Raw genomic sequence first — 19,194 nt, 5'->3', positions numbered from 1 at the left:
AAGCCCCGACATGTTCGCCAGCCCTAGAACATTTCACCTTTCGCGGCTTTGTCCAGTAGCAGCGCTGGCGGCGTAAAACGCTCGCCATATTGCTCGGTCAGATACTGCGCACGCGCGACAAAATCCTTCAGGCCATACTGGTTGATGAACTGCAGCGCACCGCCGGTCCACGCAGCGAAACCGATGCCGAAGATCGACCCGACGTTGGCATCCGCCGTCGAGGTCAGCACGCCCTCCTCCACACAGCGCACGGTTTCGATGGCCTGCACAAACAACAGACGATCGCGCACATCCTTTGCTGGAATCTGTCCGTCGACTTTCTCGAAACGCGTTTTCAGCTCCGGCCAAAGATGCTTCTGGGCAGCCGCTGGATATTCATAAAACCCGCCTCCGGCGGCTTTGCCTGGTCGCTTGAATTCATTGAGCATCAAGTCAATCACGGCGAAGGCCGGGTGCTCAATCAGCGGTTTCCCTTCAGCCTGCAAGTCCTTGGCCGTCTGCTGCCGGATATGGCTCATCAGGCTGAGGGAAACTTCGTCGGAGATCGCCAGAGGCCCGACCGGCATCCCGGCCTTGCGCGCTTCAGTCTCGATCATCGGCGCACTGACGCCTTCGCCGAGCATGGCAATGCCTTCGTTGGTGAACGTGCCGAACACTCGCGAAGTAAAGAAGCCACGGCTGTCGTTGACCACGATCGGAGTTTTCTTGATTTGCAGGACGAAATCGAAACCGCGGGCGAGGGTTTCGTCGCTGGTCTGCGCGCCCTTGATGATTTCCACCAGCGGCATTTTTTCCACTGGACTGAAGAAATGCAGGCCGATGAATTTGCTTTGATCGGGCACGGCCGTCGCCAGGCCGGTGATCGGCAGAGTGGACGTATTGGAAGCGATCACTGCTTCGCCACCCACCACCTGTTGCGCGGCGGCAGACACCTTGGCTTTGAGTTCGCGATCTTCGAATACCGCTTCGATGATCAGATCGCAACCGGCCAGATCGGCATCGATTTCGCTCGCAACGATCCGCGCCAGTACTGCCTCGCGCTGTTCGACAGTCATCTGGCCACGGGTAACTTTTTTATCCAGCAGCGCCGCGGAATGCGCCTTGCCCTTCTCGGCAGCGGCGAGGTTGATGTCCTTGAGGACGACGTCGATACCTGCCGAGGCGCTGACAAACGCGATGCCCGCGCCCATCATGCCAGCGCCGAGCACACCCACTTTCTTGGTTTTATAAAGCGCAAAACCTTGCGGTCTTGAACCGCCGGCGTTGATCTCGTTCAACTGGAACCAGAACGTGCCGATCAGGTTTTTCGAGATCTGCCCGGTCGTCAGTTCTGTGAAGTAGCGGGTTTCGATCAGGTGCGCCGTGTCGAAATCGACCTGAGCACCCTCCACCGCCGCGCAGAGAATCTTCTCCGGCGCTGGCAGCGTGCCTTGAGTCTTCGCGCGCAGAATCGACGGCGCAATCGCCAGCATCTGCGCCACTTTTGGACTGGACGGCGTGCCGCCCGGAATCTGGTAACCCTTGACGTCCCAGCGTTGTACCGCGCTCGGATTAGCGACAATCCAGGCGCGCGCCTTGGCCAGCAGCTCATCGCGATCCGCCGCCAGCTCATCAATCAGCCCGGCCTGCAACGCCTGTTGCGGGCGCACCTTCTTGCCTTCGAGCAAATACGGCAGGGCTTTTTCGATGCCGAGCATGCGCACCATGCGCACCACCCCGCCGCCGCCCGGCAACAGGCCCAGCGTCACTTCCGGCAGACCGAGTTGCACCGACGCATCATCCACAGCGATGCGGTGATGGCAGGCCAGGCAGATTTCCCAGCCGCCGCCCAGCGCAGCGCCGTTGATCGCCGCAACCACCGGTTTGCCGAGGGTCTCAAGGCTGCGCAACTGCGCCTTGAGGGTCAGCACCATGTCATGGAAGGCTTTGGCTTCGGGCTTGCCGACCTTGATCAATTCATTGAGGTCGCCGCCAGCAAAGAAGGTTTTCTTCGCTGAAGTGATGATCACCCCGGCAACGCTGTCTTTTTCCGCTGACAAACGCGCAACGCAAGCGGCCATGGCCTCGCGATACACTGCGTTCATGGTATTGGCACTCTGGCCCGGCATGTCCATGGTCAGCACGACGATACCGTCCTGGCCTTTTTCGTAACGAATCGCTTCGCTCATAACAGGGTTCCTTGAAGTCGGGGCTCAGAGGCGTTCGATGATGGTGGCAATGCCCATGCCGCCGCCGACGCAGAGTGTCGCCAGGCCGTAGCGCAGGTGACGCGCTTCCAGTTCATCGAGCAGCGTGCCGAGGATCGCGCATCCAGTGGCGCCCAGCGGGTGGCCCATGGCGATCGAGCCGCCGTTGACGTTGACCTTGTCCGGGTCGACGGCCATGTCCTTGATGAACTTCAACACCACCGAGGCAAACGCTTCGTTGACCTCGCACAGATCGATGTCTTCCACGCGCAGTCCGGCCTTGGCCAGCGCTTTGCGGGTTGCCGGCGCCGGGCCGGTGAGCATGATCGTCGGGTCGGTACTGGTGACGGCGGTGGCGACGATGCGCGCCCGTGGCTGCAGCCCTAGCGCACGGCCCTTGGCTTCGGAGCCGATGAGCATCAGCGCCGCACCGTCGACAATCCCGGAACTGTTGCCCGGCGTGTGCACGTGGTTGATTCGCTCGACATGGCTGTAGACCCGCAACGCCGTGGCGTCGAAGCCCATCTGCCCGATCATTTCGAAACTCGGCTTGAGCTTGCCCAGGCCTTCAAGGGTCGATTCGGCGCGGATGAACTCATCATGATCGAGCAGGATGATGCCGTTCTGATCCTGCACCGGCACCAGCGACTTGTTGAACGAGCCATCAGCTCGCGCCCGTGCGGCTTTGTGCTGCGAGTGCAGCGCGTAGGCATCGACATCCTGTCGGCTGAAGCCTTCGAGGGTGGCGATCAGGTCGGCGCCGACGCCTTGCGGGGTGAAGTGGCTGTGCAGGTTGGTCTGCGGGTCCAATGCCCAGGCGCCACCATCGCTACCCATCGGCACCCGCGACATCGACTCGACGCCGCCGACCACCACCAGATCTTCAAAACCCGAACGCACTTTCATCGCGCCGAGATTCACCGCTTCCAGACCTGAAGCGCAGAAACGGTTGATCTGCACACCGGCGACGCTGACGTCCCAATCGGCTACTTGCACCGCCGTTTTGGCGATATCGGAACCTTGATCGCCGATCGGCGTGACGCAGCCGAGGACCACATCATCGACCTGACTGGTGTCCAGCGCCGTGCGTGCCTGCAAGGCGCTCAGCAAACCTGCCACCAGATTGACCGGTTTGACGCTGTGCAGCGCGCCGTCGGCCTTGCCTCTGCCACGCGGGGTGCGTAACGCATCGAAAATCAAAGCTTCAGTCATGACGTCCTCGAACCTGATTCAGTGTCATTGCACTTTCGCTCTGCGCAGTCCGGCAAGCAATGACCACATTGCTCGACGCGCTTGACGCACGCGCTCAGACGGACGGTCATCGGACCTCAGGTGAACCGGTTCAGGTCGCCGAGTTGTCTAGCCAGCGGGCGGCAAAGAAGCTGGCAATACGCCTCATGCCTTTTTTAAAGCTTTTTTTAAGCGCTCCATATGAAATGGATCTAAGCCAACGCGGACGTGGGCCCTAAGGTGAACATGTACGCCATCGTCGTCGGGTTTTGCCGAGACGGGCGTCCTCCAACAGGAAGTGCAACGCGTGCCGTCATGGATCAGCAGTCAGGCGCGCCTCAGGAAATAACAATAAAGGCGGTCAAGCCATGTTCAAACAACCGAAAGTACGTCAAGCAGGACTCATTCTTTTCGCCACGACGCTGTTGTTGATCTTGCCGAATCTGACCAAGGTCATCGGCTGATTCAAGCGCCGCGTGCTGTACATCGCCGCTGAAAATGTGACTGGCCCGCTACCCGGGCCAGCGTGGTTGTGCCAACCTTTGCGCACTTACACGACATGGAAGGCGGTCATTTGAAAACGCTCATTGCGCTCAGTGCCTTGCTGCTGACCTTGCCGTTGTCTGCCGCACAACTGGATCTGCAGTTGGGCGCAAACAGCCGCACCTGGCAGACCGAGGAACTGCTCAAGCATCCTCAGCTGCAAACCCTCACGATCAACAATGATGTTTCCTACAAGAAAGACATGACCTATCAGGCCGTGCCCCTGGCCGCGTTGCTGACGGGCGTCAGACCTGAGGACCACTTGCAAGCGGTGGCGCTGGACGGCTTTGCCGCCGAGTTGGCCGCTGCGCCTTTGCTGAACAAGAACGGCGCACGCGCATGGCTGGCAATCGAGGATCCGGCACGGCCATGGCCACCGTTGTCCGCCGGCAAGCACAGCGCCGGGCCTTTCTATCTGGTCTGGACCGATCCGCAAGCCGGCAAGATCAGTCCCGAGCAGTGGCCGTTCGAAGTCGCCAGCCTCAAGTTGATGGCGCCGGTGGCCCAGCGTTTCCCTGCCCTGCTGCCCGATCCGGCATTGAAGGCCGATGATCCGGTGAACCAGGGCTTTGCCTTGTTTCAGAAAAACTGCCTGGCGTGTCACCGGTTGAATGGTGCCGGTGATGCGCAGTTCGGGCCGGATCTGAATATTCCGTACAGCCCGACCGAGTATTTTGGTGCGGACTTCCTGAAGCGCTACATCCGCGATCCGCAGAGTTTGCGCCAGTGGCCGCAGGCGAAGATGCCGGGGTTTTCGGCGCAAGTGTTGCCGGACGGGGATCTGCAAATGCTGGTGGGCTATCTCAGGCACATGGCCGGTCGCAAGATTAAGCCCTGACACCAATTCCTTGTAGGAGTGAGCCTGCTCGCGATGGCGGCGTGTCAGGCGATACAGATGTGACTGTCACGCCGCCATCGCGAGCAGGCTCACTCCTACAGGGGATTGTGCAGATCCTTATTGTTGCTGGACGGAGATGATCGGCGTCGGCGAGACGAACACTTTCGCGTGCATCTGCTCGCAGCCGCCGCCCCGGCGCATGCCGCGTACCGGGCAGGCATCGAGATAATCCAGGCCCACCGCCAGTTTCAGGTGGCGCTCCGGACGCGACAGTTGGTTGGTCACGTCGAAGCTGTACCACGCGTCATCCAGCCACGCTTCCGCCCAGGCATGGCTGGCCAGATGCTCGCAATCCTCGCTGTACAGATAACCCGAGACATAACGCGACGGTATGCCGAGGCTGCGCGCGCAGGCGAGAAAGGCGTGCGCATGATCCTGACAGACCCCGGCGCGACCGGCGAAGGCTTCGGCGGCGCTGGTGTCGACCACGGTCGAGCCCGGCGTGTAGGTCATGTGCTGATTCAATGCGCACATCAAATCGATCAGCGCGGTGCGATCACGCCGTTGCTTGCAGTTTTTCCCGGCAAACTCGCGCAAGGCTTCATCGGCTTCGGTCATGCGCGTGAAGCGCAGGAACGGCAGCGCTGACTGGCTTTCATGTTCGGCCTCGCGCAATTCATCGATATCGACCTGACCACGGGCACCAATGATGATCGCTTCGTGGGGCTCGTCCATGGTCAATACATGCAGGATGTTGCCGAACGGATCGAGTTGCGCACGCACCGGGCGCGGTAAATCCAGCTGCCAACTGAGCACGTGCTGACGCTCGCTGTCGTGAGGCGTCAGGCGCAGGTACTGGATGCTCGCGCGCACCTGATCTTCGTAGTGATAGGTGGTCTCGTGGCTTATGGAAAGTCTCATGCAGCCTCCAGGTAGGAACTGTGAATGGCGTTGCCCAACTGGCGCACCAACGGGATGAATTCGGTCAGCCAGGCGTGCAGGCCTTCTTCGAGGATTTCGTTGATGCCGGTGTAGCGCAGGCGCGCGTCCATTTCCGCCGCCAGGCGTTGTGCCGGGCGGCCGTTGGCGCCGGGCAGTTGCGCGAGGATCTGGTCGATTTCTTCGGTACAGGCACGCAGCGAACGGGGTACATCGGCGCGCAACAAAAGCAATTCGGCGACGTGCCGGGCGCCGGGCGCATCGCGGTAGATTTCGGTGTAGGCCTCGAACGACGACAACGCTCGCAGCAGCGCACTCCACTGGTAATAGGCGTGCGCTGTGCCATCACTGACCGCTTCGGCCTGATCGCCGGCCATTTCGTAGCGGGCATCGAGCAGGCGCAGCGTGTTGTCCGCGCGCTCGATGAACGTGCCCAGACGGATAAAACGAAACGCGTCGTTGCGCATGATCGTGCCGTAGGACGCGCCTCGGAACAGGTGCGAGCGCTCCTTGATCCATTCGCAGAAACGGCTCATGCCGTAGCGGCTCAGACCCTGTTCGGCGATGCCGCGGATTTCCAGCCAGGTTGCGTTGATGTTTTCCCACATGTCGGCGGTGATTCGCCCGCGCACCGCATGGGCACTGGCCCGCGCCGCGCCGAGGCAGCTGTAGATGCTCGCCGGGTTGGCCGCGTCCAGCGCAAAGAAATGCAGCAGGCGTTCGGCGTGCAGATCGCAGTGGCGGTCATGGTAATCATCGAGAGTGCCGGTAATCAGCAACGGCATGGCGAGTTCGTGCAGACCATCGCCGCGCCCGTCCTGCGGCATCAGCGACAGTGAATAACTGATGTCGAGCATGCGTGCGAGGTTCTCCGCACGCTCCAGGTAACGCGACATCCAGTACAGATCCGAGGCAGTTCTACTTAACATGGCAAGCTTCCTTCAATCCTCGACTACCCAGGTGTCCTTGGTGCCGCCACCCTGGGAGGAATTCACCACCAGGGAGCCTTCACGCAACGCGACACGGGTCAAACCTCCGGGCACGACCCGGGTCTCGCGGCCGGACAGTACGAACGGGCGCAGGTCGATATGGCGCGGCGCGATGCCGTTTTCGACAAAGGTCGGGCACGTCGACAGCGACAGCGTCGGCTGCGCGATGTAGGCATGGGGCTTGGCTTTGATGCGCTCGCGAAAGGCATCGATTTCCGCGCTCGTCGCGGCCGGCCCGACCAGCATCCCGTAACCGCCGGAGCCCTGGGTTTCCTTGACCACCAGATCCGGAAGATTGGCCAGCACGTGGGACAACTCGGACGGGTTGCGGCATTGCCAGGTCGGCACGTTCTTCAGAATCGGCTCTTCGTCGAGGTAGAAACGGATCATGTCGGTGACAAACGGGTAAACCGATTTATCGTCCGCCACTCCGGTGCCGATGGCATTGGCCAGCACCACATTGCCGGAGCGATAGGACGACAGCAGCCCCGGCACGCCGAGCATCGAATCCGGGTTGAATGCCAGCGGGTCGAGGAAGGCATCGTCGAGGCGGCGATAAATCACATCGACGGCTTTCGGGCCGTCGGTGGTGCGCATGAACACCTTGTCGTCGCGCACGAACAGGTCCGCGCCTTCCACCAGTTCAACGCCCATTTCCCGCGCGAGAAACGCATGCTCGAAGAACGCGCTGTTGAAGCGCCCCGGCGTCAGCACCACTACGCTGGGGTTGTCGATCGGACTTGAGCTTTTCAGGGTGTCGAGCAGCAGATTGGGGTAGTGATCGATCGGGGCGATGCGCTGAGCGGCGAACAGCTCAGGGAACAGCCGCATCATCATCTTGCGGTCTTCGAGCATGTAGCTGACGCCGCTGGGTGTGCGCAGGTTGTCTTCGAGGACGTAATAAGTGCCATCGCCATCGCGCACCAGATCGACGCCGGAAATATGCGAATAGATGTCGCGGTGCAGATCCAGGCCCTGCATTGCCAGCTGGTATTGCTCGTTGGCCAGCACCTGTTCGGCGGGAATGATCCCGGCCTTGATGATGCGCTGCTCGTGGTAGAGGTCGGCGAGGAACATGTTCAGCGCCTTGACCCGCTGGATACAACCGGGCTCGACGATTCGCCACTCACTGGCCGGTATGCTGCGCGGAATGGTGTCGAACGGAATCAGGCGCTCGGTGCCCTGCTCGTCGCCATAAAGCGTGAAAGTGATCCCGGCACGATGGAACAGCAGATCAGCCTCGCGTCGGCGTTGCGCAAGCAACTCGTCGGGCGTCTCGGCCAGCCAGCGGGCAAATTCCCGGTAATGCGGGCGAACCAGTCCGCCAGCATCGTACATCTCGTCAAAACAGGTGCGGATCATGCCGTACTCCTTGTCACTCCGGACATACAGGCCTTCGCAAGGCCCGTGCCATCGGCATAAACGCTTTGAATTCAATCGGTTGTGGATCCACGCCAAAGGCAGCGCACCATTCCTGTGCGGCAAATGCCCCGACCCGATTGCCCCCGCTTCATTGCGACGCACTGCATCGCCTATCACCAGCATAGTCAGAGTTGATTTCACTGCCCGGCAGCGACTGTGGATAATCCGCGCATTCGCTGCAAAACTTCATCGGCATGGCGCTGCAAAGCTGCTCGCCGAATTGACCTGGACTGCCTTGCCAGCCCCGCCCCGCAAAGACTTCACTGCATACCCGTCTTCCCTTTTAGCCACCCTCTCCGGTGGCTTTTTTTTGGTTTTCTGAAATATTTTGAATGCAAAAGCAAAAGATCGCAGCCTTCGGCAGCTCCTACACGATCACCTGTAGGAGCTGCCGAAGGCTGCGATCTTTTGATCTTTAAAACGACAACGGCCGACCCGAAGGTCAGCCGTTGTCCGATACAAAATGCTCAAGCTCAATTCAGGCGGTAACGATTGCGCACCTCCTGCTTCACGCCCCAACCCTCGATAATGCCGCCCAGCGGCTCGACCACGGCGGAAAAGCCCTGCTCGAAATCGCCAATGTCGTCGTAGGTTGCGTACATCACTTTGCTCAATTCCAGCGACCAGGCGCCGTCGTCGCGCGCACTGACCTGGGCATTGATGGACTCACCGCGAAATTTGCCTGCTGCCCTGCGCGCCCGCTCCTCGTCCGGGAAAATCGCGTAGAACTCGATGGGATGGAACCGGGAAAAATCGAAACCGCCTTCTTTCATGCGGCGCAGAACGTTGCTGCTGATGTCTTCTTGATAGGCTGTGCTCATGAATCGTCCCCCTCGATTGATGGATAGACTTTCCGTATTCCCGCCCCGGGCCTTTGGCCTAAGTACTACGGCAACGTGGTTGCGCGCGGGAAACAAGCATGTAGCTGACAAGACCAGACCTTAGCGATCCATTCGCTGATCTCGCTTGCAGAGTAGCCCCAAGAGAGCGCCGCTGCCAAGGCCTGGTTTACGAGATGACAGGATGTGTTCAGACAGGTGTGATGCTGCGGATTTCGATGCCGTTCTGGGTCTTGAGGTTTTTCACCCCGGCATCGGCGGTGCGCCCTTCCAGATCATTGAGATCCAGCTGGGCGGCCACCGGAAGAAGCCGCTCCTTGATCAGCCGCGCGGCTTCATCATCGGACGGGCATTCCTCACGTTCGAAGATCTCATCAACGATTTCACCATGATCATCCACGAAAGTGACTTTCCACTTTTGCATCAGTGCCTCCTCGATCAACCCGTAAATGGGCTTACCTTTATCTCGACTTTTTTCCGCGAGAGTTGGTTCAAAAGGATTACAGCCGATGATCGTGAATTGTAGGAGTGAGCCTGCTCGCGATTGCGGTCTGCCAGTCACAGATACATCGACTGGGAAAAAGCTTTCGCGAGCAGGCTCGCTCTCACAAAGAGGTTTTGCGGGGAAGTATTAGTCGTTGCTCGGCTTGTTCACCGCTTGCAGCACGTATTGCGGCAGAGCGAATGCGCCGATGTGGATTTCCGGGTTGTAGTAGCGGGTAACGATGCCGCTGCCGATGAAGCGCTGTTGCAGGGTTTCACGGCTGAGCTTGCGGTAGGCCGGGTTGGTCGAGCCCCAGGCGAAGGTCATCGAGCCGCCGATGTAGGTCGGCACGGCGGCCTGGTAGAAGTGCCAGTCCGGGAACAGGCTGCGCAGGCGGCCAGCGGTGGTTTTGACTTCGTCGATCTGCATGAACGGCGTGCCGTTCTGGGTGACGAGGATGCCGCCTTCGTTCAGGCAACGGTGGCACGCCTGGTAGAAGTTCTCCGAGAACAGCACTTCGCCCGGGCCGATCGGATCGGTGGAGTCGGAAATGATCACGTCGAATTTTTCAGTAGTGGTAGCGACGAAACGCATACCGTCATCGATCACCAGGTTCAGGCGGGGATCGTCGTAGGCACCGGCGGAATGGTTCGGCAGGAATTCCTTGCACATGTCGACCACGGTGCCGTCGATTTCGACCATGGTGATGTGCTCGACGCCGGCGTGCTTGGTCACTTCGCGCAACATACCGCCATCACCGCCGCCAATGATCAGCACACGCTTGGCAGTGCCGTGGGCAAGGATCGGCACGTGGGTGAGCATTTCGTGGTAGATGAATTCGTCGGCTTCGGTGGTCTGGATCACGCCGTCCAGCGCCATCACCCGGCCCATGCGCGGGTTTTGGAAGATCACCAGATGCTGGTGCTCGGTGCGCACTTCGTGCAGCAGTTTTTCCATGCGAAAACGCTGGCCATAGCCTTCGTAGAGGGTTTCCAGGTACTCGCTGGTCTTGGTGACGGTCATGGTCAAGTGCTCCGGTAAATGCGCGGGCGCCATCGTGGGGACGATTGCCCGGGAAAGGCGCGCATTCTACGTTGCCGAAGATGACAGGTCGAACCTCAGCTCGTTTTTTACCACCGCAAACCACTGTGGGAGCGAGCCTGCTCCCGAAAGCGGAGCATCAGTTGCCGGTGATGGCGACTGACACAACGTCTTCGCGAGCAGGCTCGCTCCCACAGGGATGACAGTGTGATCGAAAATCAGCTCAGATCCGGACGTTGCCCCGTGGCCCGGCAATCGCCCAGATGATCAGGCCCAGCACCGGCAGGAGGATGATCAGCAACACCCAGACGATTTTCATCCCGGTGGAGGCGCCGCTTTTCAGCACGTTGATGATTGCCCAGATGTCGAGGGCAAGGATGATCAGGCCAATCAGACCATTGAACGTGGAACCCATGGTGTCGCTCCAGAATAGTGGCATGCACTTTTAGGATAGACGGTCGCGCGCAGGGTTCCCTTTTATTGCGTTCAGACGTGAACGGCGACCTTCAAGGCCTCCAGTGCCGGCGCAGCGACGATGCCAATCTCGGCGCACAACTCGAGCACGCGTGGCACATCGTTGCCGTAGACCAGGACCATTTGCAGTTCATCGTCGAGCAACTGGCTGAAGTTCATCAGCGTGTAGCCGCCGTTTTCCTTGTTCAGGCTGCTCATCTGCACCTGAATGCGGTTGAGTGCGGTCAGCGCTTCGGTCTTCGCCAGTTGCTTGGGCTTGAGGTTGAAATCCACGCCCGGACCGAACGAGGCAACGATTTGTGCGAACAGATCGACGTAGGTGTCGGCCTGGAACAATACGGTTTCCGGCAGGCTGCCCACCACCACCCACTCACCCAGCGGAATCGGGAAAGTGTCGTCGTAGTTGATGTCCGGGTTGGCTGTCAGAAAAGCATCGGCATCGGCGTAGGCCTGCGCGGCTTCGTCGGCCACTTTCAGGATCTCGTCCTCGCCCATGCAGCCGGAGCTGATTTTGCTGATGAGTTCGACGAGTGCGGCTTTCATGAGGCGGATCCTGTGATGGAGGCAGATTTTGCGGGCGCGAAGAATAGCGCAGAAAAGCAAAAGATCGCAGCCTTCGGCAGCTCCCACAGATTCTGCGCGTGATTGCGGACCGGCTGCGATCTTTTGACGTTTATGAAGCCAACAACTTTTCCAACTGCGCGGTGGTATCGACTGCGCCCATGGTCCGGGCCGCATCCAGCGCGGTGACGCCATTGGCGTCCTTGGCTTTCGGGTCGGCACCCTTGCCGATCAGGTAATCGACGATTTCAACGCGGTTGAACATCGCCGCCATCATCAATGCCGTGCGGCCGTCGAACGACGAGCCTTCGATTTCGGCGCCCGCCTCGACCAGCGCTCTGACCACCGCCAGATCGCCTTTGAACGCAGCGCCGGCAATCGGGCTCTGGCCGTTGCCATTGCGCATTTCCGGATCGGCTTTGTGTTTAAGCAGGACCTTCACCGCATCAACATGGCCGTAGTAGCTGGCGAGCATCAGCAGCGTGTCGCCCTTGCTGTTTTTCAGGTTCACTGGCAGCCCGGCAGTCACCAGGCGATCGAGCATCTCGGCATCACCGTCGCGCGCCTTGTTGAAAACCTGCTCGGTGAATTCGGCAGCTTCCTCAGGGGTCATCTGGCGGCTTTGGTCAGACATGTGGCACTCCATTTCGGTCTATCGGAAAGCCGACAGTTTCCCGAGCGCGACGGTGGCTGTCACTCGGTTTTTTCCGAGCGGCGCGATAGCCACATTCAATATCGATGTTTGCCCTGTTGAATGTCAGCGAGGATTTCCTCACTGACATGCACATAGGTTGCGCTGCCCGGCAGCCAGGCGAAGATCGGGTCATCGCCCGTAAGACCGGGGTCGAAGCCTTCCTTTTTCAGGCGGGTCTTCTGGTATTTGAAGGTTCCGGTGGTCTCCATTTTCACCTTCACCCGCAGGAACAACGGCACGGCGTAGGCCGGCATACGCTGCCGGGCGAAACTCAGCAATTCGGCGAAATCCAGCGTGGCCAAGGATTCGGCGGGCGTGATTGCAGCCATCCCCGCACGTCCGTTGGTATTGGGAATTTCTACGCCATACGCCACCGCTTCAGAAATCAACGGATGCTGCAGCAACAGGTTCTCGACTTCGGTGGTCGACACGTTTTCACCCTTCCAGCGATAGGTATCGCCGAGGCGATCAACGAACTGCGCGTGACCGAAACCGATGTTGCGCAGCAGGTCGCCGGTGTTGAAAAAACGATCGCCCTTGTTGAACACATCGTGCAGTACGACGCGGGCGGTTTTCTGCGGATCGGTGTAACCGTCCAGCGGCGCCTTGTCGTCGATCCGAGCCAGCAGCAGGCCCTGCTCGCCCTTGCCGACCTTGCGCATGAAACCGTCATTGCCGCGCAACGGCTCGCCACTGTCGTGATCGTAGGCAACCAGTTCCCAGTCCATCAGCGAAAAACCGACGGTGTTGTCGAAATTGAGGATATTGCTGAAACCGATATTGCCGTCGCTCGCCGCGTACAGCTCACAGATGTGCTCGACGGCAAAACGCGTCTTGAACTCGGCCCAGGCACCGGGACGCAAGCCATTGCCGATCATCTTGCGTACGTCGTGGCAGCTGTCATCGGCGCTGGCCGGTTGCTCGACCAGATAGCGGCACAACTCGCCGACATAACCGATAGTGGTCGCGCGATAGCGACGCACATCATTCCAGAACTGACTGGCGCTGAATCTGCGCCGGATGGCAAAACCCGAAGCGCCGTTGATCGCCGATCCCCAGCACACGCACAGGCCGGTGGCGTGATACAGCGGCAAGGTGCAATAGACGACGTCGTCCGGGCGCATATCGAGGGCGATCATGCCGAAGCTCGCCGAGCTGCGCATCCAGCGGCCGTGCTTGAACACCCCGGCCTTGGGCAGGCCGGTGGTGCCGGAGGTGTAGATATAGAAACAAGGATCGTCGAAGAAAATCTGCGCGCTGCTCGGCGGGTTATCGCTGCTGGCGTCGGCACTGGCGCTGATCAGATTGACGTAACCGTCGGGCGCGATGCCCGGATGGCTGTAAGTGTCGTGATCGGCGACAAACCATGTGCGCGGTGCAGCGATAGAAACTTGATCACGCACGCCGGCATAGGCCGCCGTCAACTCTTCGCCGACCACGATGGCCACGGGTGCGACCAGGTTGATGCTGTGGATAAGCGTGTCGCGTATCAGCGAGGTATTGAGCAGCGCACTGACCGCACCGAGCTTGGCCAGCGCGAGAATGGTCACCAGCAATTCCGCACGGTTCTCGATGAACACCGCGACCACATCACCCTTGCCGATGCCCTGCTCGCTCAGATAATGCGCGATGCGATTGGCCCACTGGTTGACCTGCGTGTAGGTCAGCGCAACCTCATCCTGCATCAACGCCACGCCGTCCGGATTGCGCAGCGCCGCTTGCTCGAAGGTCCAGCCGAGGCCACACGCTTGGGTCGGATCCGTGACGTTGGCCACCTTCATGCCTTTGACCACCCGTGGGATGGCTTTGGCGATCATCGGCAGTTTGCGGAGCATCATGCTCCAGGTAATCGTGTCGCTCGGTGCGTGACGCATGAAAGCTCCCCGTTCGACCCGGGCGTGCGGATCGCTGTTCTTGTTATCGGGTATGGCTGCAACCGACGCGTTTATGTCGAGGGTCGAGAAGGAAAGTACGTCAGCGCTCGCGGGGCTGTACACGCGGTTTTTGCAATGATTTGTATCCCGTCGCACCGACGAGGTGGGCGTCGATTCTGGTACGGACGTTTGGTTCCGTAGCACAGAGAAAAATCACGCAAAATGCAGGATGCACGATGGCCATTCATGCAGATTGCACGACACCTGCAAAATGCAATGCTTTTAACATGTTGATTTTAAAGGGATTTTATTCGAATCAATACTGGCACAAACGCTGCAACTACCTCCGCATGCTTGCCATTCAAGTACATACGGAGCTGATGACATGAGCCTGATTCAAGAAAAATTTACATCGCTGTTCTCCAACTACGAAGTCAGCACTGCCCCACGTCCTGACGGTGGCATCCTGCTCACTCTGCGTAGCAGCGACGGCAAAGTCTTCAAACGCGCACTCTCGTATCAGCAACTGCACGCCGGTGACCAACTGTCCTGGGCGATCAGCGCGATCCGCCGTGACCTGGCCGAACAAGCCAGCGAGTTGCCGCAAATCGCAATGCTGCAGAGCCAGCAGCGTTTTGCCCTGCCGACGTATCACTCGCTGTAAGTTGTTTTAAACAAAAACAGGCCGTGGAGCATGCGCTTCACGGCCTGTTTGTTTATGTCTGCGACATATCTACTGTGGGAGCGAGCCTGCTCGCGAATGCGGTGTTGTCAGATACAGATTACTTCAATGACACATCGCTTTCGCGAGCAGGCTCGCTCCTACAATTTCCACTGTAGGGTCAGAATGCTTCCGGTTCGATTCCGGTAAAGCTGTCCACCGTGACGTGCCCCGGCAACTCCCCGCCTTCACGCGCCAGGCCGCAGGTCTTCAGACCGACTGACTGCGCAGCATCGAGCTCTTCGACGATGTCCGAAAGAAACAGGATTTCATCTGCTTCAACACCCACCGCCTGCTGAATATTGCGATAGGACTGCGCCTCACGCTTGGGCCCTGATGTGGTATCGAAATAGCCGCTGAACAGCGGCGTCAGATCGCCCGCCTCCGAACAACCGAAGATCAGCTTCTGTGCCTGGATCGAGCCGGACGAGTAAACAAACAGCTGATACCCGGCCGCATGCCAACGTTGCAGCGCTTCGACTGCGTCCGGATAAACGTGACCTTTCAGTTGCCCGGCCTGATAGCCCTGTTCCCAGACCATGCCTTGCAATGCCTTGAGCGGCGTGGCCTTGCGGTCTTCGGCGATCCAGCTCAAGAGGATTTCAACGACGCGTTCAACGTCGGCGTGCGCCTCATTGCTGTCGCGGCGTACGGCGTCGAGTTGCTCAGCGACGTCGGTGCGGGAAGCGTTCTGGCGCACGAAATCCGGCAAGTGTCTGGCGGCGTAGGGAAACAGCACATCGAAGACGAAACTCACCGCGCTGGTGGTGCCTTCGATGTCGGTGAGGATGGCTTTGATCGACACGGTTTCAGTCCTCCAGACGCGGGAAGCGGCCAGCGATGTCTTCGCCGGTGAAGTTGGCAACCCAGCCTTCCGGGTTGTTGAACAGACGGATCGCCACGAAATGTGGATGCTCGCCCATGTCAAACCAGTGCCTGGTGCCCGCCGGAACCGAGATCAGGTCGTTCTTCTCGCACAGCACGGCATAGACGTAATCGTCGATGTGCAGGGTAAACAAGCCGCGACCTGCGACGAAAAATCGCACTTCGTCTTCGCCATGGCGGTGTTCTTCAAGGAACTTGGCGCGCAGTTCGGCTTTTTGCGGGTGATCACTGTTGAGACTGATCACATCAACGGTGATGTAACCGCGCTCGGTCATCAGCTTGTCGATCTGCTCTTTATAAGCGCTGATGACTTCTTCCTGACTGGCGCCGGGCTGGATCTTCGCGGCGGCTTGCCAGCGGTCGAAACGCACGCCCTGCTCGGCCAGCGTCGAAGCAATGTCTTCGAAATGGGTCAGCACCTTGTTGGGAATCTCAGGGCTGGAAACGTGATAAACGGACAGGCTGCTAATGGGCAATTCCTCGGTAGCGGCGGCGCCGTCCGGCTCTTCAAGACCGGTCGGGCGCAGCATGTCATCAGGCAAACGGGCTGTTTCTGGTGAACTCAGCCTTGGCGGTTCATGACGCTGCGGGTTTTCAACTCGCATTCAAACAGGAATTCGAAAGCCTCGATCTGCCGTAGTGCGTCGCTCATCTGCGCGCCCCACGTGTAGAGGCCATGCCCGCGAATCAGATAACCAACGCAGTCGGGATGGGCGTCGAGCCAAGGCTGCACCTTGGCGGCGAGGCGCGCAATGTCCTGATCATTGTCGAAAATCGGCACACGCACCCGTGATTCGTGGGTGGAAATGCCGCTGAAAGCTTTTTGCAGTTCGTAGTCTTCAAACTCGATGAAGGCTTCCGGGGTCAGGCGCGACAGCACCGTGGCATTCACCGAATGGGTGTGCAGCACCGCGCCGATCTCCGCGCGCCAACTGTAGAGTTGGGTGTGCAGCAAGGTTTCGGCGGAGGGTTTCTTGCCCGGCTCCAGGCTGTTGCCGGACAAATCGGTGGCGAGCACGTCATCCACGCTCAACTGGCCTTTGTGTTTGCCCGACACGGTCAGCAACGCCTCGCTTGGCGACAGGCGTGTCGAATAGTTGCTGCTGGTGGCTGGCGACCAGCCGCGGCCATATAGAAAACGCCCGGCGTCGACGATCTGTTGGGCGAGCTGTTCACGGCTAAGGCTCATGGCCTGTCCTCTTGCATACGGGTGGCAATGATAACGGCAGCGGCGAGCGCTGCGAGACTGGCAATACTAAAGGTCAATGTCGGGCCGAGGGCATTCCAGCTGTAGCCGGAATACAGCGCGCCGAGCGCCCCGCCGGTGCCGGCCAGTGCCGCATACAGCGCTTGGCCCTGACCTTGCTGGCGGGCGCCGAAACTACGTTGCACGAAAGCGATGGCAGCCGCATGAAAGCTGCCAAAAGTCGCTGCGTGCAGCACTTGGGCGAACAACAGCACCCAGAGAAATTCAGCGAACGACCCAAGTAGCAGCCAGCGCAACGCCGCCAGCAGGAAACTCGCCAGCAGCACCCGGCGCAGGGAAAACCGCGCCAGAATGCGACTCATGGCCATGAACATCAGTACTTCCGCGACGACGCCAACAGCCCAAAGCATGCCGATGACGCCACGACTGTAACCGAGGCGCTCGAGGTGCAAAGTCAGAAAAGTGTAATACGGCCCGTGGCTGACCTGCATCAGCGCCACACAAGCATAAAATGCCAACACGCCAGGATGGCGCAATTGCCTGAGAAAGCCCTCTCCCGCCGGCCGATTGCCCTGTGCGGGTTGCGCGTTCGGCACCCACAGACTGCTCAGAACAATGCCGGCCATGATCAGCACCAGTGCCGCCGGGTAGATGTCCAGGCTCAGCCATTCGAACAACCGCCCCAAGACCACCACGGTGATGATGAAGCCGATCGAGCCCCACAGGCGAATCTGACTGTAGCGCGAGGTCTGACCCTGCAGATGCGCGAGGGTGATGACTTCGAACTGCGGCAGCACCGCGTGCCAGAAAAACGCATGCAGGGCCATGACCATCGCCAGCCAGGCATAGGTCTGGCTGACGAAGATCAGCGAAAAGGTCAGCAACGTGCAGACCGCGCCGAAGCGCACAATGGCCAGGCGTCTGCCGGTGTAATCGCCGAGCCAGCCCCAGATGTTCGGCGCCACGCAGCGCATCAGCATCGGAATCGCCACCAGCTCGCCGATGCGCGCGGCGCTGAAGCCGAGGTGATCGAAGTACAGCGCCAGAAACGGCGCTGTCGAACCGAGCAAGGCGAAATAGAACAGATAGAAACTGGACAGCCGCCAGTACGGGAGCGCCGCCACGCCGGTTATGCCGCGACGGCTTCGAGCGCAGCCATCAGAGCTGGCCCAGCACCGGCGTGCTCACGCGCACATCGGCGTTCTGCCCGCGGTGGCGCAACAGGTGATCCATCAGCACGATGGCCATCATCGCCTCGGCAATCGGTGTCGCGCGGATGCCGACGCATGGGTCGTGACGGCCCTTGGTGATCACATCGGCCGGGTTGCCGTTCACATCGATCGAACGCCCCGGCGTGGTAATGCTCGAGGTCGGTTTCAACGCCAGATGCGCAACGATCGGCTGACCGGACGAGATACCGCCGAGGATGCCGCCAGCGTTGTTGCTGAGGAAACCTTCCGGCGTCAGTTCATCGCGGTGTTCGGTGCCGCGCTGGGCGACACAGGCGAAACCGGCGCCGATCTCCACGCCCTTGACCGCGTTGATGCTCATCAGCGCGTGGGCAAGCTCGGCGTCGAGGCGGTCGAAAATCGGCTCGCCGAGACCCGGCATCACCCCTTCGGCGACCACGGTGATCTTCGCCCCCACCGAGTCCTGATCGCGGCGCAACTGGTCCATATAGGCTTCCAGCTCCGGCACCTTGTCTGGATCGGGACTGAAGAAGGCGTTCTCCTCTACCGAATCCCAGGTCTTGAACGGAATCTCGATCGGACCGAGCTGGCTCATGTAACCGCGAATGACGATGCCCTGACTGGCCAGATACTTCTTGGCGATCGCCCCGGCCGCCACGCGCATCGCGGTTTCCCGGGCCGAACTGCGGCCGCCGCCGCGATAATCGCGCTCGCCATACTTGTGGTGGTAGGTGTAGTCGGCGTGGGCCGGGCGGAACAGGTCCTTGATCGCCGAGTAGTCCTTGGACTTCTGATCGGTGTTGCGAATCAGCAGGCCAATCGCGCAACCGGTGGTACGGCCCTCGAACACGCCGGAGAGGATTTCGACTTCATCGGCTTCCTGACGCTGGGTGGTGTGGCGGCTGGTGCCCGGTTTGCGGCGATCGAGGTCGCGCTGCAGATCTTCCAGGGAAATCTCCAGGCCCGGCGGGCAGCCGTCGACAATGGCGACCAACGCCGGACCATGGCTTTCGCCAGCGGTGGTGACAGTGAACAACTTGCCGTAGGTATTGCCGGACATGCAGGACGCTCCGTGAA

General features: G+C 59.9%; 19 protein-coding genes. 2 read left to right on the top strand and 17 right to left on the bottom strand.

From position 1 onward, the window contains the following. Nucleotides 1–23 precede the first annotated feature (23 nt). Together AEQ63_RS20960 and AEQ63_RS20955 are read right to left on the bottom strand one after the other, a co-directional pair. Nucleotides 24–2,168: a 3-hydroxyacyl-CoA dehydrogenase NAD-binding domain-containing protein gene (locus AEQ63_RS20960; RefSeq protein ID WP_064364619.1), complete on the bottom strand. Its 2,145-nt coding sequence runs from the start codon at nt 2,166–2,168 to the stop codon at nt 24–26. A gap of 24 nt (nt 2,169–2,192) precedes the next feature. Then, nucleotides 2,193–3,398, bottom strand: a complete 1,206-nt coding sequence (locus AEQ63_RS20955) for an acetyl-CoA C-acetyltransferase (RefSeq protein ID WP_064364618.1) — start codon at nt 3,396–3,398, stop codon at nt 2,193–2,195. A gap of 577 nt (nt 3,399–3,975) precedes the next feature. Here AEQ63_RS20955 and AEQ63_RS20950 point away from each other — a divergent pair. Further along, nucleotides 3,976–4,797, top strand: coding sequence for a c-type cytochrome (locus tag AEQ63_RS20950; RefSeq protein WP_064364617.1), 822 nt, complete (start codon nt 3,976–3,978; stop codon nt 4,795–4,797). Nucleotides 4,798–4,914: 117 nt separating this feature from the next. Here the strand turns inward: AEQ63_RS20950 and AEQ63_RS20945 are convergent, their stop codons facing one another. The 10 genes from AEQ63_RS20945 to AEQ63_RS20900 all read right to left on the bottom strand — a co-directional run bounded on the left by AEQ63_RS20945 (nt 4,915) and on the right by AEQ63_RS20900 (nt 14,114). Then, nucleotides 4,915–5,718, bottom strand: coding sequence for a transglutaminase family protein (locus AEQ63_RS20945; RefSeq protein WP_064364616.1), 804 nt, complete (start codon nt 5,716–5,718; stop codon nt 4,915–4,917). Continuing rightward, entirely contained in the window at nt 5,715–6,665 is a 951-nt protein-coding gene (locus AEQ63_RS20940) for an alpha-E domain-containing protein (protein ID WP_064364615.1), read from the bottom strand. Before AEQ63_RS20940 ends, AEQ63_RS20945 begins: the two co-directional genes overlap by 4 nt. 12 nt (nt 6,666–6,677) lie before the next feature. Next, nucleotides 6,678–8,087, bottom strand: a complete 1,410-nt coding sequence (locus tag AEQ63_RS20935; RefSeq protein WP_064364614.1) for a circularly permuted type 2 ATP-grasp protein — start codon at nt 8,085–8,087, stop codon at nt 6,678–6,680. 533 nt (nt 8,088–8,620) lie between these two features. Then, a complete protein-coding gene (locus AEQ63_RS20930) occupies nt 8,621–8,968 on the bottom strand; it encodes a ribonuclease E inhibitor RraB (protein WP_003223226.1) in 348 nt (115 codons plus the stop codon). Between the two features lie 208 nt (nt 8,969–9,176). After that, nucleotides 9,177–9,410, bottom strand: coding sequence for a hypothetical protein (locus tag AEQ63_RS20925; protein WP_042608487.1), 234 nt, complete (start codon nt 9,408–9,410; stop codon nt 9,177–9,179). A 207-nt stretch (nt 9,411–9,617) separates the two neighbouring features. Then, the gene (speE, locus tag AEQ63_RS20920; RefSeq protein ID WP_016773785.1) at nt 9,618–10,493 is read right to left on the bottom strand and encodes a polyamine aminopropyltransferase; all 876 of its coding nucleotides are present in this window, start codon (nt 10,491–10,493) and stop codon (nt 9,618–9,620) included. A gap of 241 nt (nt 10,494–10,734) precedes the next feature. Beyond that, nucleotides 10,735–10,926, bottom strand: coding sequence for a PLDc N-terminal domain-containing protein (locus AEQ63_RS20915; protein ID WP_016773784.1), 192 nt, complete (start codon nt 10,924–10,926; stop codon nt 10,735–10,737). A 71-nt stretch (nt 10,927–10,997) separates the two neighbouring features. After that, on the bottom strand, nt 10,998–11,528 hold the full coding sequence (locus AEQ63_RS20910) for a hypothetical protein (protein ID WP_064364613.1): 531 nt from the start codon (nt 11,526–11,528) through the stop codon (nt 10,998–11,000). A gap of 130 nt (nt 11,529–11,658) precedes the next feature. Next, complete coding sequence (locus AEQ63_RS20905; RefSeq protein WP_042608489.1) at nt 11,659–12,180, bottom strand: ankyrin repeat domain-containing protein; 522 nt, start codon at nt 12,178–12,180, stop codon at nt 11,659–11,661. Between the two features lie 95 nt (nt 12,181–12,275). Beyond that, nucleotides 12,276–14,114 carry a long-chain-acyl-CoA synthetase gene (locus AEQ63_RS20900; RefSeq protein WP_064364612.1) on the bottom strand — a complete coding sequence of 613 codons (1,839 nt, stop codon included), beginning with the start codon at nt 14,112–14,114 and terminating at the stop codon, nt 12,276–12,278. A gap of 385 nt (nt 14,115–14,499) precedes the next feature. Here AEQ63_RS20900 and AEQ63_RS20895 point away from each other — a divergent pair, with 385 nt between their 5' ends. After that, nucleotides 14,500–14,778 (top strand): DUF3509 domain-containing protein, encoded by a 279-nt coding sequence (locus tag AEQ63_RS20895; protein ID WP_016773780.1) that lies wholly within the window; start codon nt 14,500–14,502, stop codon nt 14,776–14,778. A gap of 178 nt (nt 14,779–14,956) precedes the next feature. Here the strand turns inward: AEQ63_RS20895 and mtnC are convergent, their stop codons facing one another. The 5 genes from mtnC to aroC all read right to left on the bottom strand — a co-directional run bounded on the left by mtnC (nt 14,957) and on the right by aroC (nt 19,177). Next, nucleotides 14,957–15,640 carry an acireductone synthase gene (mtnC, locus tag AEQ63_RS20890; RefSeq protein WP_064364611.1) on the bottom strand — a complete coding sequence of 228 codons (684 nt, stop codon included), beginning with the start codon at nt 15,638–15,640 and terminating at the stop codon, nt 14,957–14,959. A 4-nt stretch (nt 15,641–15,644) separates the two neighbouring features. Next, nucleotides 15,645–16,190: a 1,2-dihydroxy-3-keto-5-methylthiopentene dioxygenase gene (locus tag AEQ63_RS20885; RefSeq protein ID WP_064364629.1), complete on the bottom strand. Its 546-nt coding sequence runs from the start codon at nt 16,188–16,190 to the stop codon at nt 15,645–15,647. 92 nt (nt 16,191–16,282) lie between these two features. After that, entirely contained in the window at nt 16,283–16,909 is a 627-nt protein-coding gene (locus AEQ63_RS20880; RefSeq protein WP_064364610.1) for a methylthioribulose 1-phosphate dehydratase, read from the bottom strand. After that, a complete protein-coding gene (locus AEQ63_RS20875; protein WP_064364609.1) occupies nt 16,906–18,051 on the bottom strand; it encodes an MFS transporter in 1,146 nt (381 codons plus the stop codon). The genes AEQ63_RS20880 and AEQ63_RS20875 overlap by 4 nt, the downstream gene beginning before the upstream one ends. Nucleotides 18,052–18,085: 34 nt before the next feature. Beyond that, a complete protein-coding gene (gene aroC, locus AEQ63_RS20870) occupies nt 18,086–19,177 on the bottom strand; it encodes a chorismate synthase (protein WP_064364608.1) in 1,092 nt (363 codons plus the stop codon). Between the last annotated feature and the right edge of the window lie 17 nt (nt 19,178–19,194).

The sequence above is a fragment of the Pseudomonas sp. RIT-PI-o genome (assembly GCF_001297215.1).
In the GTDB taxonomy this organism is placed as follows: domain Bacteria; phylum Pseudomonadota; class Gammaproteobacteria; order Pseudomonadales; family Pseudomonadaceae; genus Aquipseudomonas; species Aquipseudomonas moraviensis_A.
The sequence above is the reverse complement of the archived record's forward strand: the minus strand, read 5'-3'. Positions and strand labels throughout refer to the sequence as shown.

What these genes read in the sequence shown, in the direction of transcription:
- AEQ63_RS20960 (WP_064364619.1), bottom strand. Translation starts at nt 2,168, where the DNA reads ATGAGCGAAGCGATTCGTTACGAAAAAGGCCAGGACGGTATCGTCGTG.
- AEQ63_RS20955 (WP_064364618.1), bottom strand. Translation starts at nt 3,398, where the DNA reads ATGACTGAAGCTTTGATTTTCGATGCGTTACGCACCCCGCGTGGCAGA.
- AEQ63_RS20950 (WP_064364617.1), top strand. Translation starts at nt 3,976, where the DNA reads ATGGAAGGCGGTCATTTGAAAACGCTCATTGCGCTCAGTGCCTTGCTG.
- AEQ63_RS20945 (WP_064364616.1), bottom strand. Translation starts at nt 5,718, where the DNA reads ATGAGACTTTCCATAAGCCACGAGACCACCTATCACTACGAAGATCAG.
- AEQ63_RS20940 (WP_064364615.1), bottom strand. Translation starts at nt 6,665, where the DNA reads ATGTTAAGTAGAACTGCCTCGGATCTGTACTGGATGTCGCGTTACCTG.
- AEQ63_RS20935 (WP_064364614.1), bottom strand. Translation starts at nt 8,087, where the DNA reads ATGATCCGCACCTGTTTTGACGAGATGTACGATGCTGGCGGACTGGTT.
- AEQ63_RS20930 (WP_003223226.1), bottom strand. Translation starts at nt 8,968, where the DNA reads ATGAGCACAGCCTATCAAGAAGACATCAGCAGCAACGTTCTGCGCCGC.
- AEQ63_RS20925 (WP_042608487.1), bottom strand. Translation starts at nt 9,410, where the DNA reads ATGCAAAAGTGGAAAGTCACTTTCGTGGATGATCATGGTGAAATCGTT.
- speE (WP_016773785.1), bottom strand. Translation starts at nt 10,493, where the DNA reads ATGACCGTCACCAAGACCAGCGAGTACCTGGAAACCCTCTACGAAGGC.
- AEQ63_RS20915 (WP_016773784.1), bottom strand. Translation starts at nt 10,926, where the DNA reads ATGGGTTCCACGTTCAATGGTCTGATTGGCCTGATCATCCTTGCCCTC.
- AEQ63_RS20910 (WP_064364613.1), bottom strand. Translation starts at nt 11,528, where the DNA reads ATGAAAGCCGCACTCGTCGAACTCATCAGCAAAATCAGCTCCGGCTGC.
- AEQ63_RS20905 (WP_042608489.1), bottom strand. Translation starts at nt 12,180, where the DNA reads ATGTCTGACCAAAGCCGCCAGATGACCCCTGAGGAAGCTGCCGAATTC.
- AEQ63_RS20900 (WP_064364612.1), bottom strand. Translation starts at nt 14,114, where the DNA reads ATGCGTCACGCACCGAGCGACACGATTACCTGGAGCATGATGCTCCGC.
- AEQ63_RS20895 (WP_016773780.1), top strand. Translation starts at nt 14,500, where the DNA reads ATGAGCCTGATTCAAGAAAAATTTACATCGCTGTTCTCCAACTACGAA.
- AEQ63_RS20880 (WP_064364610.1), bottom strand. Translation starts at nt 16,909, where the DNA reads ATGAGCCTTAGCCGTGAACAGCTCGCCCAACAGATCGTCGACGCCGGG.
- aroC (WP_064364608.1), bottom strand. Translation starts at nt 19,177, where the DNA reads ATGTCCGGCAATACCTACGGCAAGTTGTTCACTGTCACCACCGCTGGC.